The organism is Pararhizobium sp. A13, assembly GCF_040126305.1.
Taxonomy (GTDB): domain Bacteria; phylum Pseudomonadota; class Alphaproteobacteria; order Rhizobiales; family Rhizobiaceae; genus Pararhizobium.
On sequence record NZ_CP149511.1, the window covers coordinates 1,292,683 to 1,311,365 of the forward strand.

Consider the following 18,683-nt stretch of genomic DNA (forward strand, 5'->3'; position numbering starts at 1 on the left):
GTCGACGCCCTCCGCAACAAAACTGTCACGCCATCGGCCTTACGGAAACTGTCGGCTTATCGCAGCAGCTGCTCAGGTAAAGTGAACATTCTTGAATTCAGAGGGTTAATATCAGATCTAAATCAAGAGGCACTGCCGTGGATTTCGTGCAGATGGTTCGACCGCTTGAAATCTGGTTCAGGACATTCGTGTTGAGCGAATGGACGTTCTACCAGCTCGGGATTATCGCGGTCGGTTACGCTTTCGCCTCCTTCGTCGCATCCAGAACCGAGCCGGCGATGGAAACCAGGGCCCGGCGCATCAAGGGCAACCCAGATCTGCTGCGCGTCATCATCGCCTTCATGCGCCGCCTGAAATGGTTATTTCTGATCCTTTGGCTGTGGCTTGCGAACGTCATACTCACGCAGGGTACCTGGCCCTCGCAGCGCTGGCTGGTCTCGACGGCGCTGACCCTGGCGGCCGCCTGGTTTGTAATTTCCGTGCTGACCAAGATCATCCGCAACCCGACCCTGTCGCGTGTGGTCGCCATCGCAAGCTGGGGGTACCTCGCCCTATACGCCACCGGGCTTGACGGTCCTGTCCTGTCGGCGCTGGATGGTGCCGCCGTCAATCTGGGAGCGATGCGTCTCTCGCTTCTGATCGTCCTAAAGGCGGTTGTCCTAACAATCGCCCTTATTTGGGTCGCAGTGCTCCTCGGCAATGTGCTTTCCCATTGGCTCCAACGCTCGGGCGACCTTTCGCCGTCGTTCAAAGTGCTGATCAGCAAGGTCATCAAGATCGGACTGATCGTGATCGCCGGTGCGATCGCATTGTCCGCGACGGGTATCGATCTCACGGCGCTAACGGTCTTTTCGGGTGCTGTCGGTGTCGGAATTGGCTTCGGACTGCAGAAGGTAGTGTCCAATTTCATTTCCGGGATCATCATCCTGCTCGACAAGTCTATCAAGCCCGGCGACACGATCACGCTTGGCGACACGTTCGGATCCATTCGCGATCTCCGTGCACGTTTCGTGTCAGTCATTACCCGCGACGGGAAGGAATACCTTATCCCCAACGAGGACTTCATCTCGCAGCAGGTGGTAAACTGGTCCTTTTCCAGCGACTACGTCCGTATCGATGTCGATTTCGGCACGTCGTATGATAGTGATCCGCATGAGGTGGTGCGGATCGCCATCGAAACTGCATCGGCCGTTCCCCGCGTCGCTAACGACTACAAGGCCCCGGTCTGCTGGATGACGGCCTTTGGTGCCTCCTCGCTGGATTTCCGCCTCCGCTTCTGGATCTCCGATCCTGCAAACGGCCTGACCAATATTCGCGGCCAAGTCCTCATGGCATTATGGGATGCGTTCAAGGAGAAGGGGATAACCATCCCCTTCCCACATCGAGAAATTATCATGAAGACGCCTGTGGAGATTCAACGACCACCGGGACGATAGGCATCGTGAAGGCAGACTAGTCAGAGACTTCGGCCAGCTTGGCTTCGACAATAGCGGAAATTGGGCAGAAGTCTCCAGCGCTCAGCCCTTGCCATATTCCCCAGTCTGGCCGGCGTCTGTCGCTCAGGGTCATGGGCGACGTCGCCTTGCGGCCGAACGAAAAATCTCACCGGGGTTCGATATCGCGAAGGCGTCGCTTTTCGGCGCCGATGGATCCCTTGGCTCTTTTATTACAAAAATTTAAGCATTTATAACGGCTTGGTGATCGGCCGTCGCGAAATATGTCTTTTTTGCGCCGCAATATCGGGGGCTCTATAGCGTTTGGAACGCATAGCGCAAACTTTCCAAAACCCGGTCGTTCGCATGAAAAAATTTTGGCCAATTGTATGCGTTGTTGCAATCGTCGGTGCCGGCGTGTGGGAGAGTGGCCGCATTCCCTATCTTTCGCAATTGACCAGACAGTCAGTTCATCAAGCTCGCGGCGATGGCCAACGGGCCGGCAGCGTGCAAGCCGGCGATCAGGCAGGTGGTAGCCAGCACCGGCGCGGCAATGACGGACCGATACTCGTCAAGACGGTGGCGGCAACCAAAACGACGCTGCCGATAGACGTCACCGCAGTAGGCTGGGCCGAAGCCGATGACACAACGGCAATCGCCGCGCAGGAACAGGGCGTGGTCACCGCGATCGATGCGACGGATGGCGCGGTTGTCAAACAAGGTGATTTGATTGCCGAACTCGACGATCGCACGGCGCAGGCCGCCGTCGATCGGGACAATGCAACGATCGTTCGGGACAACGCCACCTTGACGGAGACAGAGGCCGCTCTGAACCGAGCGAACGATCTTCTTGTTCAGAACGCTGGAACACAACAGACCTACGAGCAGGCGAAGGCGGCGCGCGATACGGCATCCGCTACGGTGGAGGTCGACAAGGCCAACCTTGCCGCCGATCACGTTCTCTTGGAGAATACCCTTGTCCGCGCGCCCTTTGATGGCCGTCTGGGCGGTATCGGCGTCAGCCGCGGCGCCTTCCTCAATGCGGGGGCGGCGATCGTGACGATTGCCAAATATGATCCGATCTATGTGAAGTTTCATCTGGAGGAGCGCAATCTGCGCCGGTTGAAACTGGCGCTTGCCGCCGGACCTGTCGAGGTGACGACGGTTCCACAGTCGGACAAGGGCAAGGCTCGTCAGGGGCAGATAAGCTTCTACGACAATACGGTGGACACTGCTTCGGGCACGATCCTTGCCAAGGCAAAGTTCGAAAATGCCTCGGGAGCGCTCTGGCCCGGGCAATCCGTCAATCTTGTGGTGCACTTCAACGATCCCGAGCAGCAGATCGTCGTGCCGACCGTCGCGGTCAACCCGGGCGCAGACGGCTTCTACTCCTACGTCGTCAAGGATGGCAAGGTTAAGCTGATGCCGGTCACTGTCGCCCGTTCCGAAGGCGGTTTCACTGTCCTTGCACAGGGTCTCACAGACGGCGACCACGTGGTGATCGAAGGCCAGGCACAGCTGAGCGACCAACAGCATGTCAACGAACAGTTCCGCGGCCGGACGGAGAACTTGGCTTCTGCCGATCAGCCGGGGGAGCAACCCGAAACTATCCAGACAGCCGCGCAACCATGATCCCGACCCTCTGCATCCAGCGCCCTGTCGCGACCACGCTTCTTGCCATCGGTGTCGTGCTCGCCGGTATCGCAGGCTACCAGCGGGTGCCCGTCTCAGCGCTGCCGCAGGTCGATTTTCCGACGATCAGTGTGTCAGCGTCACTGACTGGCGCATCGCCGCAAACCATGGCGACTTCCGTTTCGACACCGCTCATCAAGCAGTTTCAGACGATTCCCGGCATCGACGAAATCAGCGCGACGAACTCTCTTGGCAATACCAGCATCGTTCTGCAATTCGATTTGAACCGGAATATCGATGCCGCCGCCGTCGATGTCCAGGCGGCGATCTCGCATGCAACCCGGCAGTTGCCGGACAACATGACCACGCCCCCCAGCTATCGCAAGACCAATCCGGCGGACGCGCCGGTGATGCTGCTTGCCGTGCAAAGTGACACGATGCCGTACAGCAAGCTGGATGAGATAGCCGAAGACGTCATCTCGCCTTCGCTGTCGACACTTCCGGGCGTTGCCGAGGTCACCGTGTTCGGCGCCCAGACCTACGCTGTGCGTGTCGAAGTCGATCCGGACAAACTGCTCACCCGGAACATCGGCATTGACACCGTCAACCAGGCAATCGCCGCCGCTAACAATCAGGCTCCAGTCGGCTCTCTGCAGAACGATGTGCAGAGCATGACAATCAATGCCGAAACGCAGCGCACGAATGCCCAACAGTTCCGCTCGCTGGTCATCGCCAACCCCAATGGCGCACCGATCCATCTGGAAGATGTCGCCGATGTTCAAGACAGCGTCGAGAACCAGGATACGGGCAGCTGGTATGATGGAAAGCGCGGCATTACCCTTGCCGTCCAACGCCAGCCGGACGCCAATACCGTCGATGTCGTCGACGCTATCAATGCGAAGTTACCGGGCTTGCATGCCGAGATGCCGGCATCCGTCTCAGTGAAGGCCATGAACGATTCGGCAAAGCCGATCCGCGGCGCTATCTCGGACGTCAAATTCACGTTGCTGCTGACGATCGCCCTGGTGGTCCTCGTTATCTATCTCTTCACCGGTCATCTGACCGCGACGATTATTCCGGGCCTCGCCGTGCCGCTTTCGCTAATTTCGACTTTCGGCATGATGGATGTGCTCAGCTACAGTATCGACAACATCTCGCTGCTTGGTTTGACCTTGGCGGTCGGTCTCGTCGTCGACGATGCGATCGTCATGCTGGAGAACATCCTCCGCCACATCGAAGACGGAATGCCGGCGCGGGAGGCGGCGATCAAGGGTGCCGCCGAAGTCAGCTATACCATCATCTCGATGTCGGCCTCGCTGGTGGCAGTCTTTATCCCGATCCTGCTGATGGGCGGCCCCGTGGGGCGCATCTTCAACGAATTCGGCATGGTGGTCGCTATCGCGATCATCTGTTCGGCAATCGTTTCCTTGACGGTTACTCCGATGCTTGGCTCGCGCCTTTCCAGCCGGCACAGCAGGGCACCCTTCATCCTGCGTCTTTTCGATGCCGGTTTCGAGCGGGCATTCAGGGGATATGACAGATCGGTGGCCTGGTGCCTCAGCCATCGTCCGGCAATTCTACTGCTGTTCTTCTCGTCCATCGGGCTCACGGCTTATCTATTCATGACGATACCCACGAGCTTCTTCCCGACTGAAGACATAGGTCGACTGACCATCTCGACCCGTGCGCGGCAGGACATCTCCTACTCCGCGATGCGGGATCTGCAGAATAGGGCGGCTGCACTGGTGAAGCAGAACCCGGCCGTGAACCACGTCATGTCGATCGTCGGCGGCAATGTCCGCAGCCCGATCAACAACGGCACGATGTATGTGGAGCTCAAGGACAAGGCACAGCGTCCAGCGCTCGACCAGACACTGCGCGAATTGCGCACTAGCATCAGCAAAATCCCCGGCCTGCAAGCGTTCATCACACCGCAACAGAGCCTGCGCTTCGGCGGACGCCAGACAGCCAGCCAGTATCAGCTTGTCGTCCAGGCGCTGAGTGCCGACCAGACGACCTTGTGGTCCGGCCGCCTTGAGGCCGCTATGCTTGCCGATCGGCGATTCACGGATGTGACCTCGGATGCACAGAACAACGCCCTGCAGGCCAATGTTGTCGTCGACACGGAGAAGGCCGCAGCCTACGGCATTACCGACAGCCAGTTACGAACGACGCTGCAAGAATCGTTCGGCAGCTATGCAGCGGCGCAGATTCAATCGACCGGGGACAGTTACAACGTGATCGTGGAATACGATACGAAGAAGCCTTGGGATGACCAGAAGCTGCAGGAAATCCGCGTCGCCTCCGACACCGCCACCCTAGTGCCCTTGTCCAACTTTGCAAAGGTCAGCAGAGCAACCGGGCCGGTCACGATCAACCAGACGGGACAACTCGTCTCGACCACGGTATCGTTCAATCTTCCCGCGGGCGAAGCGCTGAGTGACGCCACGGCGGCGATCGACCAGATAAAGAGGGACATAGGCCTGCCGGCGGATATATTCACTTCTTATGGAGGAACCGCACAAATCTTCCAGCAGTCGCAGGGAAACACTCCGATGCTGATCCTTGCAGCGATACTGACGATCTATGTTGTTCTCGGTGTCCTCTACGAGAGTTTCATCCACCCGCTGACCATTCTCTCAGGTCTGCCGTCGGCCGCTCTCGGCGCGCTGCTGGCGCTCAGAATAATGGGCTTCGACTTGTCGATTATTGCTCTCATCGGACTGCTGATGCTGATCGGCATCGTCAAGAAAAATGCAATCATGATGATCGACGTGGCGCTGGAGAATTTGCGATCTCCAGGCATGACTGCGTCGGAAGCAATCCACGAGGCCTGCGTGCGGCGATTCCGGCCCATCATGATGACAACATTCTGCGCCCTCCTCGGCGCCCTGCCGATTGCGCTCGGCACCGGCGCCAGCTCCGAACTGCGCCAGCCGCTCGGCATTGCCGTCGTCGGCGGCTTGATCATTTCGCAGGCGCTGACGCTGTTCATCACGCCGATCATCTTCGTGGAAATGGACAGGCTGAACAGCTGGATGGCCAATCTTGGGAGCAGAAGAAAGCACGCCGAGGGAGCGCGTCCACCAGCGGCAGCCGCCGCGGAATGAACACCAGGTCGGTATTCTACGCTTTATGCGGATCAGTGAGAGTGCGGAAATTGGACAGCGGATGTCCAGAAATCACCGAGTATTTGGCTCCCTTGCCGGAGAGATGAAGCGGTGATGTCATGTCTGGATGGCGAAATCTCCGAGCATGAGCAACTATATCCACAATGAAGGCGCGAGTGACGAATGGTGGCGCCTCATATGGACGATGATCGACGACACGCCATGTGTGGACGGCCATCACTTGATCGAGTAACCCCGCTTCGACCCGTAACGGCCTTTGGTCGTCGCGGCTTGACCTACCAGATCGGCAACTGATCTTCAGTGCAAGAGCATTCGGGAGTCTTCTCCCCCTTGAGGTCATTCGCGACATTTGGCCTCTCCATCGTGTCGTCCATGACATGGATCACGATTCGCTGTTTACCGCTTGCTCGTGGGCCTATGTTAGGCCATTCTCATGTTGGATCCTGGCTGTACGGCATGACGAAAGGTCAGGCCTTGCAACGCTCAGTATCGACCTCGGCAACATAGCGGAGGCCGAACGCTGTTTTGCCTTGGAGCAGGACGTTTCGCCCAGCACGGACTCGACCTCGAAGCACTTGCCGTGCTGCCTTTCTTGACAGATCCCTGGGCGAGGAGGTTGTCCATGTCTACGCCGTATGTCGACCATCCGTTACAGCCGGGCGACCAGGCCCCGAACATGGTGCTGGATGCGATCTCGCGCGAGGGGAAGATCGCACTTGATGATTTTCGCGGCCGCAGCCCGTTGTTGATCGGCTTGTTTCGAGGCCTGCATTGTCCGTTCTGCCGGCGCCATGTCGCGGCGATGGCACAACTCAACCCGGCCCTGCGTGAAAAAGGCGTTGAATCTCTCGCGGTGGTAAACACCCCGGTCGAGCGCGCGCGCCTCTATTTCCGTTACCATCCGATACCCGATCTTCTTGCCGCATCCGACCCGGTACGGGCCTTGCACCGCGCCTTCGGCTTACCCATCATCGAATTCACGGAGAACGAAACGGATTGGCCGTACAAGGTCGGAATGGACGAGGTCATGACGATGCGGGTCGATCGGCCGGAGGAGTTGCCCGAACCGATGGACCCGGCCACAGCAGGCGACCTTCTCAGCAAGAAGGATGGGTACGAAATCACAGAAGCAGATCAGCAGATGAGGATACCCGGCCATATGCAACTTGTCGGCCACTTCCTTCTCGATCGAGAAGGTGTGGTGCGCTGGAGCTTCACGGAAGTTGAAGGAGAAGGCCGAAATGTGTGCCGGGCGCTGAAACCTGAAGAATTGATGGCGGCAGCTTCCCAAGTCGCACATAAATAGCAGCCCACGACCACCGTCGCGTGTGGTACTGTGGGTTCGAACAATCCTTGCGATGGTCAAGCGCGGCGGCCACGGTCTGCCCGCAGGCTTCGTGATAGCTCTCATGGAAGCGCACCAGAGGCGCCGGCTTTCCACCGAGCCCGTGTGAAAACGGCGCGTTTCCACAAAGGCTCCGAAGCGGAGGTTCGTTTGATCCGGACAAACTCGCACTTATGGCCGATACTGTTGGAAAAGTCGGTTTTCTATAACGTCTGATTTTTTGGGGCCGGAGAGGCCGATACTGAAAATTGGCTGGGGGGACCTACCAATTTTGCGATCAAGCAACGTGTGAGGCGCGTAGCCAAATTGGGACGGTATCGAGCGGCAACATTCGCTTAGACCGCGAAATGGCGGACTTTTCGGCGCGCCCCGATTTGGACTTTTTCTTCAACAATATCGGCCCAGAGCGGACACTGCGCTTTGGCCGCATTGGGGTGTTAGCGTGGATGGTCTGAGCTAACAGAAATCCACAACAATCAAAAGCCCGCGACGGTCCACGCTGTGTGAGAACCGATCGATCCATCTGATTGGCGGGGTCAGCTATGGATCATGCAGTCCCCATGCGGGGGGCTGATCTGAGCTTGATGCTGCGGACTGGTCGGGTGCTGGTAAACTTCCATTCGCTCTGCACCGAGGGCTACGCCGCGCTCCACCAACTGGTCGATATTAATTTCTGCGGCTGGGCCGTTAATTCCGAGTGCTGCAGCAGAGGAACAGACATGGCCTCCATCCGCAGGCTTATCAGCCGTTACCCGCTCATTGCGTTTTTCGCCATCGCTTACATCCTGACCTGGCTCGGCTGGATCCTGCCGGAGCGGATCTATGCCGGCACGCTCCTCTCCGGCGCGCTCGCCTTGCCTTTCCTCCTCATGGTGCCCGGTCCGCTCTACGCGGCCCTGATCGTGACCGCGATCACCGGAGGTAAGCCCGGCGTCGGCGCACTCCTTAAGAAGTTCACCATCTGGCGGGTGGGCTGGGGATGGTTTGCTGTCGTCCTGATCATCGCGCCGGTGATCGGCGTGACGCCCGCTTATCTGAACATGGTCTTCGGCGGGCCGAACCCCACGGCGGCGTTGATCGCTTCAATGCCGACCATTCTGATGATGTTCGCCATTCGCCTCGTCAATCCCCTCGACGGACCGATGCAGGAAGAACTCGGCTGGCGTGGCTTCGCCCTCCCGCGTTTGCAGGAACGGCACTTGCCGCTCGTCGCGAGCGCCATCCTCGGCGTGCTGGTTGTCATCTGGCACGTGCCGCTCGTCCTCCTCGACATGCTGCCAGCTTATGCACTGTTTGGGACCTTCGCCTTCACGATCGTGTTCGGCTGGCTCTTCAACAACACCAAGGGCAGTGTGCTCATGACCTTGATCGCCCACGCCGCAGACGGCTTGGTCATCACCGGCAATCTCGGCCTGAACGCGATCGACAGCGAACGCCACATCATGCTGCTGGTTGCGACGTGGTGTGTGACTGCGCTGGTCGTTGTTATCCTCTATGGGCCGACGCTTACCCGCAAGCCGAATACCCACGTGCCCCCGAAACCAACCTAGAGCGTAGGCCGTTCCTGGCGCAAATGAACAGTCTCTCAGATGGCCCCGCGCACGACCGCTTTTCCACCGAGCCTGTATGAAAACGCCCGGATATGGTAGTCTTTTCCGAGTTGAGCGGGGGATTCGGCATGGTGGGTTTCATCGAGGGGAAGGACCGCCGGGAACAGCTTCTCCTGCCGGATTGCCTTGATGATTGTGTCGCTGAAGACAGCCCGGTGCGCGTCGTGGACGGCTCTAGGGATGCGGCTCTACCGTCTGCAGCGTCATCCTGCATTCCTCACGCTGCCCACGCTCTATTTGGGAAACCCATATTTCTCAGTAATTCTCCAAAAGCACCGATTTATGTCAATCAATGACTTTATGCTCTCCTTGATCCGATTGATCTCGTGATCATCAAGCTCTTCGATCTTGCCGTATTTTATCTCGTCCCTGCTCTCGAAAATCCGCATCGACTGCGTAAGTCCCCGGCCGCTGTCCGGATCAAACGAATAGATACAGTGATTGTACTTGTTCCGGAGCTTGGCCTCCTCGGACAAGCGCCTTGTCGCGTCCAGAATTTCGTTTCGGCAAGCGGCCGGGGTTTTTTGCATCTTTGCCAGACGCTCCACGAGATCAATCCGTGCGCGCGGAGTGTTCAGCGTTAGAAAGATGACGATTGCCGTCTCCTTGTCCGACAATGCGAGCCCGGCGATCATGTGAATGAGGAGGCTTTCAGTATTTGTCCAGGTATAATTCAATTGCCCCAGCAGGAGCAGGATGTCCTGGAATTTACGCATTGCCGCTAGGCACCAGACCGTCGCGCCAACGAGGGTGGCCGTCCGGCGGGTCGGCGGCATGCCGCACACTCAGACAAGGCAATTCCCGCTCGATAGCCGCCGCCATCGCTCCGGATATGACATCAGCAGAGCCGACAGACAAAAGTGTGCGCAGATAAGGCCTTGCCTTCAAGGAGGCCGCCAAATCCGCGCTGACGTCTTGTACGCGAGGCGCAGTAGGCATCATCTGGCTTGCCTCCCCGGATGTGGTATCGCGGCGGGCGCCAACAGGTGCTCTCTCCGCCCTCTCAAAACCGTAAACCAAAGAGCCTCGGTTAGGAATAGACCGAAGGAACTACCCAGTGGGCGTTCGCGCGCCCTCTGAGAGCTGAAGCAGCGTTCAGCACTAAGAGGCAGCTGGGAATAGGATCTACCTCTTTTGGTGCATCTTGCCCGAAAATACTTGACTCAAGCTGGCGACCGACCTGTCACATGATATTCCATGACCGATGATCCCTGATCGTGCGCACGCGTATCGCGGCACGGAACCCCATCCGTCGGAAAACGTAAGTATGTTTATCCCATCAGGAAAACGCGGTTTTCATGTGCGTGCGCACTCCTGCCCGCACCAGGCGGGCAACAGGTTTCATTAATCCGCCCCCTACAACTCTCAGCTCCCTGTGGGTGGAAGTGGTCGTCCGTAAGAGACTGCTAACGCGCCTCGTTCCACCTGAGAACCCACGCGCAGCGAGGGTACTAGCTCTAAAGAGCAACTTACCTTCTCCGGGCAATGTGCCCAGTCTTTGGGTTGCGGCTTGCGTCTAAAGGCCGCTTGGGGATGCGTCGGCTCAGTGTAGCGAGCCTTCAGACGAGCCCTCTCAATCAACTTTTCTGGGAGGATTATTCAATCAAAAGATCACGACTATGCAAGCAGGAGTAAGCGGTCTTGCGATGCATGTCCGCTTTTCGCGCAATAGTTCAATTTCAACATCTGCGTGGTCAAGACCGTATAGAAGATGAATGACGGTCAAGCTGTCGCGGATCCAGACAAAGGACACGACAATGTCGGACAAGTTCAGGAATAACTACGATCTCTACGACGGCGACCAGGAACAGGAACAGGAACAGGAGCAGGAGCAGGAGCAGGAGCAGAGCAGTGAATCGGAGAACTACAACCTAAACGGCAACGGCAATCTCAACGGCAATGGGAACCTCAACCTTAACGGTAACGGCAACCTGAATGGCAATGCCAATTACAACACCAGTGAGAACACCAACGAAAACGTCAATACGACAACCGTCGACGTCGGTGTGACGGTGGATGTTGGGTTGGAAGGCTACCTGCCCAGTGACGATGACTTCGCCGACATCGATGTCAGCGGTGGCAGCTCCATCGACGGTCTATTCAACATCAGGTTCGACGACATTCTTAACGATGCCCTGGACGGCGCCGGAAACGACGTCGCAAACGTCATCAACCAGGTCGCCAACCTGCAAGACAACGATCAGCTAGACAACGCCGAGGTCAGCAACGACGGCACTTTCGAGCTGAACAACAATGCCAATGGCGGATCGGCATCGGCTGCCGACGGCATCAACGGCGGCGGCTCCGGCGGCGACGGCGGTAGTGACGCCGATGCCGATGGCGGCGATGGCGCTGGCGGCGGTGACGCCACTGGCGGCGACGGTGACGGCGGCGACGGCGCTGGCGGCCTAGCTCTCAGCCTGGCAGCCGGAGGCATCAGTGAAGGCGGCCATGCCGACGGTGGTTCAGCCACTGGCGGTGCCGCTTCAAGCGGCGCCGCCGACGGCGGAAACGGTGACGGTGGCCGCGGCGGAAACGGCGGCGAAGGCCTTGGTGTTGGCTTGGGGCTCGGCTTGGGGCTCGGTGCTGGCCTGGCTTTTGCCGGTGACAGCACCAACGGCGGCAACAACACGGCTGGCGACGGCGCAGACGGCGGAAACGGTGGAAACGCCAACGGCGGCGATGCTTCGGACGGCGGAGACGGTGGTGACGCCACTGGCGGCGCAGCCAACACCGGGATTGGCGCTGTCCTCGGCCTGATAGACCCCGTAATCGTCGAGAATGAAGGCGGTGATGATAACACTGGCGGTGCTGGCGGTGGCAACACCGCAGGTGCCGGCGGCGGTGCGGGTGACGGCGGCGCAGGCGGTGCAGGTGGCGGTGCGACGGACGCCGGTGACGGTGCGCGCGGTGGCGACGCACTTGGCACGGGCACTGGTACGGGCACCGGCACTGGCAACGGCACTGGCAACGGCGGCGACGGCGGCGATGGCGGCGCCGGAACCGGCGGCGAAGCGGCCAGCGGCAGCGCTACGAGCGGCGACGTCTATGGCGGTTGGGCTGAGGCTGGTGGTGGAGACGGCGGCGCTGCTTTGAGCGGCGCATGGGCCGACGGCTTCGGCGGCGACGGCTACGGCGGTTGGGCCTATGGCGGCGCCGGGGGTGCCGGCGGTGCCGGCGGCGTGGCCACCACGGGCTATGGCGGCGCCGGCGATGGTGGTTCGTGGGGCTCTGACAATGGTGACGACGGATACGTCACCGGCACGAGTTCGGCCACAGCTGATGGCGTCATCGAAACCAACGCCTTCAACCAGGAAATCGTGATGGGCGCAAACCTGCAACAGAACGCGGTCGATATGACCGTGGTCGGTGGCAGCCTCACCAGCACGGTGGCTGGCGAAGATGGCGACGACGACGCATAAGAGCAAACACGCTCTCAACCAGTTGTGAACACGCAACCTCGGCTGCGCAGATCCCTGCGCAGCTACCTCACGCCGCCAAGCTTCGTCGTGGCGGCGATTGACCGGGAGTTCGTGCCGTGACGATGTTAGACAAGATCACCGAAGAGATTGCCCATTTCATTGGCGTCTTCCACGTCAGCGTCGAAGACGCTCGCTTCAGGGAGACGTATCTAGAATTCTCCTTCGATCCGGTCGAGGCCGAACTGGATCCGCTTCCGGTTGTTGAAACCAGTTTCGAAGCACCCTATGAGCTGCTGGGTTACGATCCCGGACTGGACTACCGATCGCCCGCGCCCCAGCCCTGGCATCTCGATCCGCAATCAGCAAAGTTCCAGGACGTACCACCTTTCCACGGCGCCGATGAAACCATCCCTGGCAATACAGGATACGACTGGCCGGAGCATGCAGCCGCCACACACGGCACGACGAAATTTATTCCCCCGGAGATCGAGCCTCCCGGATCGGTCGTCAATCATCTCAATCAGGCCATCGCCCTTTCCGACAATGACTATGTTGGTGTTGGCGGGCACGGCCTCGTCTATTCCCCAGATCCCATCGACAATTCCGATTTGCTCGAGGGCGCAGACGCCGCAGCCTCGCTATCGCCCATCAGCGATCTGGAGCGGCCCGGTTCGAGCGCGGAGATCATCGCGGTCATCAAGACAGCCAGTAGCCAGCTTGAGGCCGCCCAAACCGGTGCTGGCGACGTCGTGGAAAAGCTCGTCACTGCAGAGACCCTCGAAGGTGTGTATGTCAACGGAGAGCTGGTTTTGGAGGCACCCAAGCTCGAGGACTACCACTTGTTCGAGGAGGAGAACTCCGAAGAAGATCCAGGCTCCAATACCGCCACATTGGACGACGGAACTGTCGCCATCGACGTTTCGGTCGAGGTAAAGGCCGGCGGAAACACCTTGGTCAACGACGCCGTCCTGAAGAGCTACTGGACCGGCGGGACAGTGACCGCGGTCGTCGGTGACCATGTCGAGATGAATGCAATCGTCCAGATCAACGCGTTGTGGGACGTCGATGCGATCACCTCTTCGGTCGGCGTTCCGACGAGCGGTGACGCCAACGAGCTGTTCAACAGCGCAACGTTCGAACGTTTGGACGCCTCCAAGGAACCAGACACCGATCCCGGAATTGTCGACGACTATCCAAAATACTGGTCAATCACGGAGATCGAGGGAGACCTCATGATCGTGAACTGGCTCAAGCAGTTCATCTTCATGAGCGACAACGATGTCGGCATTCTCTCCTCGTCCGGCGTCACGACAAGCGTTGTGAGCGGCGACAATCTCGGCGTGAACCATACGTCCATCTTCGAACTGGGCTTTGCCTACGACCTGATTATCGTTGGAGGCTCGGTTTACGACGCCAACATCATTCAACAGATGAACGTCCTGTTCGACAACGACGTCGTGGGCGCGGTGTCCGGTTTCCAGACCACCGGGGTGGGCACGGTCTCCTCGTCCGCGAACCTGCTCTGGAACCAGGCCCACATCGCCAATATCGGAGATCCGGACCGGTTTGACGTGTTACCGCAACACTATCTGGATGCTGCAAACGCGCTGGCAGGCGGCAGCAGGGATATTTCGCACAAGGTGCTTTCCGATGAGGCGTTTGCGGGTCTGACGGGGCTGCGGGTCCTCCATATTGGTGGTGACCTCCTCAACCTTCAGTTCATCCAACAGACAAACATTCTCGGCGACAGTGATCAAATCGCGCTCGCGATGGATGCGATATCCCCCCATCTCGATGCCGGATGGTCGATCTCGACGGGTTCCAACGCGCTGTTGAACAATGCCGCCATCATTGATCTCGATTCCTTTGGAAAGACTTATGTCGGCGGCGATCAATATTCTCAAGAGACGCTCTTCCAGGCCGAACTGATATCGCACCAGCCTGACTTTGGCGGTCCCGATGCGGACGCACTCGTCAACGAAGCCGTGCTTTTCCTCGACGATTCCATGCTGGACCCGACCGATGTGGCGGCATCCCAGCCCTACACTGCAGAATACGATGTGCACCCGGACGACGGGGTGAACAGCGTGCTTGGACATTAGGGGGATGAATGTTTGATATCCGCAAACGCCTTCCCGTCCCGACCGGACCGATGGAGGCCAACACAGAGAACACAAGCCCGCCTCGGCGCGCATATGACAGTATGGAGGAAGTCTGTGCGGAATTCGAGCGTGCCGTGGACGAATGCCTGAACGCCAGCTTGGGCGCACCCTCGCCAGAAGTAGGCATATCCCGCAAGCAGTCCGCGACGGGTGGTCAGCCGATGCAACCGCCATATAGGGTCCACAATTCCTTTGCCCCACCTCAGGGCGCAGGCCGCGCCGCCTTTGCGCCGGCTAGCAAGGCCCCGGCTGAGCCGCCGGCACGCGGCGTGCCAGAGGTCAAGGTAGTCGATGGCATGAAGATCGTAGAGGGCGACTGTGGTCCCGTTACAGCCGATCCTCCTTTGGCTGGCAAGCCGTTTTCCGGTGGAAGTGGCAATGGAGCGGGCAAAGGGCGCGGCACGTTCCACAAGCGTCTCGGGCCGATCGACTTCACTGCCAGTCTCAAGGCAGGCATCAACGCAGTACGGCACAACCTGATGATCGTCATGTTGTTCACGGTCGCGAGCAACGTGCTTGTCCTGGCGATCCCGATCTATCTGTTCCAGATTTCCGATCGTGTTCTGACAAGCCGCTCGATCGACACTTTGATCATGCTCACGGTCGTGATCGTCGGCGCAATCATTCTGCAAGCGATGTTCGACGCATTGCGGCGTTTCGTCCTGATGCGTACGGCCGTGGAAGTTGCCGCCCAACTTGGTGCGCCGATCCTGAGCGCCGCGGCCCGCGCTTCGCTGCATAGCAATGGTCGGGAGTACCAGACCCTCGGCGACCTTCAGCAGGTGCGATCTTTTCTCGTCTCAAGAACGCTGCTGTCATTTCTGGATGCGCCGATCGCCCCCGTTTTTCTTCTCGCTGTTTTCCTCATTCACCCGCATCTCGGATTTATCGTCGTGACGACAGCGATCCTGCTTTTGATTCTCACACAAATAAACCAGCGCATGACAGCCACACCCTTCGCGGATGCAAACACAGCCCAGGTGAAGGCCAATCTTCACCTGGATTCGATGACGCGCAACTCGCAGATCATCAATGCGCTGGCGATGATACCGGAAGCAGTGCAAATCTGGGGAAAGGACACCGCCGCTTCCCTGAAAGCGCAAGTCATTGCCCAGGACAGGAATATCGCGATCTCAGCGATTTCAAGGGGTACACGGCTTTTGACCCAGGTTACGATGCTAGGCTGGGGTGCATATCTCGCGGTTGAGGGCGAATTGACCGGCGGCATGGTAATCGCCTCATCGATAATCGCCGGTCGCGCGCTCGCGCCGATTGAAGGCGCAATCGAAGGATGGAACCAATTCAGCCAGTCCCGTGCCGCCTATGGCCGGATAGCAGCCTTGCTGAAGGCTTCGCCTTTCAATTTCGAACGCCTCAATCTGCCGAAGCCCGAAGGACGCCTTGACGTCGAACGGCTGCTCTACGTGCCGCAGGGGACGAAGCGCGTCGTGCTCAACGGAATCTCATTCGCTCTACAGCCCGGAGATTCACTGGCGGTTATCGGCAACTCCGGCGCGGGAAAGACCACGTTAGGCAAGATGCTCGTCGGATCGATCCTGCCAACTTCGGGAAATGTCAGACTGGATCTGATGGATCTCCGCAACTGGGACCAGCGGCAGTTCGGCGAGAATATCGGCTACCTGCCGCAGGATGTGCAGCTCTTTCCCGGCACAATCAAGGCCAATATTGCCCGGATGAGAATGGACGCCGAAGATGAACAGGTCTACCGGGCAGCCATGCTGGCCGACGTTCATGAGATGATTGCGACCCTGCCGCACGGGTATGAGACGGTGGTTGCCGCCGATGGTTCGCCCCTTTCCGGCGGCCAGAAGCAACGTATTGCCCTTGCCCGCGCGTTCTTCGGAGATCCCCATCTGGTGGTGCTGGATGAGCCCAACTCGAACCTCGACAACGCAGGCGATGCTGCACTCGTGCAGGCCCTCCAGCATGCGAAGGAGCAAAAGATCACCGTGGTAACCATCACTCAGCGGCCCGCGCTTCTCAAAGGCGTCGACAAGATACTCCTGCTGGTGAACGGGACGGTGGCGCTGTTTGGTATGCGCATCGACGTTTTGAAAGCGCTGGAGACGCGCGGGATAAACATCGAGGGCGGCGCCTTCGGTCATCAACTGCAGTAGGAGACGACCACTATGTCTGACATCGCCAAGGTCCACGATATAGAATGGTATGCCGACGTTCCAAGATCGATCTGGAAGCAGACAACGGTCGGGTTGGTCCTGTTGGGCGTATCATTCGGTGGTTTCGGGACCTGGGCGTCCACGGCCCCTCTCGCGGCAGCGGTCATCACGCAGGGCAGTTTCGTTGCCACGGGCCAGAACAAGATTTTGCAGCACCTGGAGGGCGGCATCATCAAGCAAATTCTCGTCAGCGAAGGCGATCAGGTGGTCGAAAATCAGCCGCTGGTACGGCTCGATGAGACCGCAGCGCTGGCAAAAAAACGGGAGCTGTTTCTGCGCCGCATGAGATTGGATGTTACAGCGGCCCGTCTGACGGCGCAATTCGAGCGCGCCGATGTTCTCGATATATCGAGCTTGCTGAGCAAACACCGCGACGATCACGATGTCTGGTCGATCCTGGTCAGCCAACAACTCAATTTCAAGGCCCAGCAGCTTAAGCTTTCCGGCGAACTCTCCCTGCTTGAGCAAAACATAAAGGCCCTGCAATTTCGCGAGGTAGGATACACTCGGCAGCGTGATGCGACCGTGCGGCAGCTCGAGCTGCTCAAGGATGAGCATCAAAGCAAGAAGGCCCTGCTGGCCAAGGGATTGGTGCGTGCAAATGAGGTGAAGGCCATACAGCGGGCGATTGCCGAGGCTGAGGGACAGATCGGACGGCTTGAAGCAGAGATAGCGGAAACACAAGCGCAATCGGTGAAAGGGCAACAGGAGGTCCTTCGGGCGGAAGGTATCTATCGAGAAGAAGCTCTCGAACGACTGCAATCGATACAAAGTGAACGCGATGCGGTTCGCGAGCAATTGCGCGAAGCCGAAAATGTGCTCGAGCGCGCGACTATCAACGCGCCCGTTTCCGGGACTGTTGTTCGCACCCACTACCATACGACAGGTGGCGTAATCGAAACCGGCAAGGCAATTCTCGAAATACTTCCTGCGGGCGTGCCGCTGATCATTGAAGCGCAGATATCCCGCAACGACATCGACAGCGTGAAGCTGGGACAGACAGCCACCATACGCTTGGTCGCATTAAACCAGCGAACAACACCGGTGCTGCAGGGAACTGTATTCTATATCTCGGCGGACGCCGTGCAAAACAGCAAGACAGGCTTGGCAGAGCATGACGTTTATCTTGCTCGCATCAATATCTCCCCTGGAGAAATCGCAAGGGTCCATGGTTTCGCACCAACGCCAGGCATGCCCGTCGAGGTCATGATTCAGACAACGGAAAGGACTTTCTTCAGTTACATTGCAAAACCAGTCACGGACAGTATGTCCAGGGCCTTCGCCGAACAATGATGCTCTACCTGCACTCAAACTGCGACAGCGACGGTCGTCATGCGCGTGCCGAAATCTACCTATCCTCTCAGAATAGCAGATCATGTCATGGAAGAAGCTAAGCGAGCAGCGGCTGAAGACAACCTGTCACTGAACCAGTTGCTTTCGGCGTTTATCGTTGACGGCATTGGTCATCGACGTGCCATCACGAACCTGAGAAAGCGGGCGACACGCGGAAATGTCGATGCGGCGCTTGCCATCCTTGATCGCGCACCTGATGTCGATCCTGATCCCGGTGACGAACTGGTCGAGGCACAGGGAGCATCGAGCGACCGTCCATAATCGTATCCAAGGCGGCTGAATCAAGCCGTCTTTCTTTTCGCTGCTTACCTTTGTTCGTAGATAGGTGCGTAATATTTTATAGCAGAGCCTCAATCCCAATAACGAAAAAGCCTGCCGCGGGAGGAGGTGCGGCAGG

General features: G+C 58.6%; 11 protein-coding genes and 1 pseudogene. 11 read left to right on the forward strand and 1 reads right to left on the reverse strand.

Annotation, left to right across the window (positions count from 1 at the left end):
* Positions 1 to 137: 137 nt before the first annotated feature.
* From WI754_RS27775 to WI754_RS27800, 6 genes and pseudogenes are all read left to right on the forward strand, one after another.
* Positions 138 to 1,436, forward strand: coding sequence for a mechanosensitive ion channel domain-containing protein (locus WI754_RS27775; RefSeq protein ID WP_349438024.1), 1,299 nt, complete (start codon positions 138 to 140; stop codon positions 1,434 to 1,436).
* A gap of 363 nt (positions 1,437 to 1,799) precedes the next feature.
* Entirely contained in the window at positions 1,800 to 3,065 is a 1,266-nt protein-coding gene (locus WI754_RS27780; protein WP_341487193.1) for an efflux RND transporter periplasmic adaptor subunit, read from the forward strand.
* Positions 3,062 to 6,175, forward strand: coding sequence for an efflux RND transporter permease subunit (locus tag WI754_RS27785; protein WP_341487194.1), 3,114 nt, complete (start codon positions 3,062 to 3,064; stop codon positions 6,173 to 6,175). The genes WI754_RS27780 and WI754_RS27785 overlap by 4 nt, the downstream gene beginning before the upstream one ends.
* 643 nt (positions 6,176 to 6,818) lie before the next feature.
* Positions 6,819 to 7,502: a redoxin family protein gene (locus WI754_RS27790; RefSeq protein ID WP_341487195.1), complete on the forward strand. Its 684-nt coding sequence runs from the start codon at positions 6,819 to 6,821 to the stop codon at positions 7,500 to 7,502.
* 581 nt (positions 7,503 to 8,083) lie between these two features.
* Complete coding sequence (locus WI754_RS27795; RefSeq protein ID WP_341487196.1) at positions 8,084 to 9,091, forward strand: type II CAAX endopeptidase family protein; 1,008 nt, start codon at positions 8,084 to 8,086, stop codon at positions 9,089 to 9,091.
* Between the two features lie 128 nt (positions 9,092 to 9,219).
* Positions 9,220 to 9,321, forward strand: a pseudogene (locus WI754_RS27800) (hypothetical protein); the annotation flags it as partial.
* Between the two features lie 63 nt (positions 9,322 to 9,384).
* Here the strand turns inward: WI754_RS27800 and WI754_RS27805 are convergent.
* A complete protein-coding gene (locus tag WI754_RS27805) occupies positions 9,385 to 9,867 on the reverse strand; it encodes a hypothetical protein (protein ID WP_341488027.1) in 483 nt (160 codons plus the stop codon).
* Positions 9,868 to 10,908: 1,041 nt separating this feature from the next.
* On the opposite strand from WI754_RS27805, the gene WI754_RS27810 reads away from it, so the two are divergent.
* From WI754_RS27810 to WI754_RS27830, 5 genes are all read left to right on the forward strand, one after another.
* Positions 10,909 to 12,573, forward strand: coding sequence for a hypothetical protein (locus WI754_RS27810; protein WP_341487197.1), 1,665 nt, complete (start codon positions 10,909 to 10,911; stop codon positions 12,571 to 12,573).
* Between the two features lie 122 nt (positions 12,574 to 12,695).
* Entirely contained in the window at positions 12,696 to 14,675 is a 1,980-nt protein-coding gene (locus WI754_RS27815; RefSeq protein WP_341488028.1) for a hypothetical protein, read from the forward strand.
* Positions 14,676 to 14,683: 8 nt separating this feature from the next.
* Positions 14,684 to 16,873 (forward strand): type I secretion system permease/ATPase, encoded by a 2,190-nt coding sequence (locus WI754_RS27820; protein WP_341487198.1) that lies wholly within the window; start codon positions 14,684 to 14,686, stop codon positions 16,871 to 16,873.
* Between the two features lie 12 nt (positions 16,874 to 16,885).
* Positions 16,886 to 18,226 (forward strand): HlyD family type I secretion periplasmic adaptor subunit, encoded by a 1,341-nt coding sequence (locus WI754_RS27825; protein WP_341487199.1) that lies wholly within the window; start codon positions 16,886 to 16,888, stop codon positions 18,224 to 18,226.
* A gap of 39 nt (positions 18,227 to 18,265) precedes the next feature.
* Positions 18,266 to 18,547: a hypothetical protein gene (locus WI754_RS27830; RefSeq protein WP_349438025.1), complete on the forward strand. Its 282-nt coding sequence runs from the start codon at positions 18,266 to 18,268 to the stop codon at positions 18,545 to 18,547.
* Positions 18,548 to 18,683: the final 136 nt, after the last annotated feature.

Excerpts from the sequence above, each read along its gene's own strand:
- WI754_RS27780 (WP_341487193.1), top strand. The coding sequence starts at position 1,800 with ATGAAAAAATTTTGGCCAATTGTATGCGTTGTTGCAATCGTCGGTGCC.
- WI754_RS27785 (WP_341487194.1), top strand. The coding sequence starts at position 3,062 with ATGATCCCGACCCTCTGCATCCAGCGCCCTGTCGCGACCACGCTTCTT.
- WI754_RS27790 (WP_341487195.1), top strand. The coding sequence starts at position 6,819 with ATGTCTACGCCGTATGTCGACCATCCGTTACAGCCGGGCGACCAGGCC.
- WI754_RS27795 (WP_341487196.1), top strand. The coding sequence starts at position 8,084 with ATGGATCATGCAGTCCCCATGCGGGGGGCTGATCTGAGCTTGATGCTG.
- WI754_RS27805 (WP_341488027.1), bottom strand. The coding sequence starts at position 9,867 with ATGCGTAAATTCCAGGACATCCTGCTCCTGCTGGGGCAATTGAATTAT.
- WI754_RS27810 (WP_341487197.1), top strand. The coding sequence starts at position 10,909 with ATGTCGGACAAGTTCAGGAATAACTACGATCTCTACGACGGCGACCAG.
- WI754_RS27815 (WP_341488028.1), top strand. The coding sequence starts at position 12,696 with ATGTTAGACAAGATCACCGAAGAGATTGCCCATTTCATTGGCGTCTTC.
- WI754_RS27820 (WP_341487198.1), top strand. The coding sequence starts at position 14,684 with ATGTTTGATATCCGCAAACGCCTTCCCGTCCCGACCGGACCGATGGAG.
- WI754_RS27825 (WP_341487199.1), top strand. The coding sequence starts at position 16,886 with ATGTCTGACATCGCCAAGGTCCACGATATAGAATGGTATGCCGACGTT.
- WI754_RS27830 (WP_349438025.1), top strand. The coding sequence starts at position 18,266 with ATGCGCGTGCCGAAATCTACCTATCCTCTCAGAATAGCAGATCATGTC.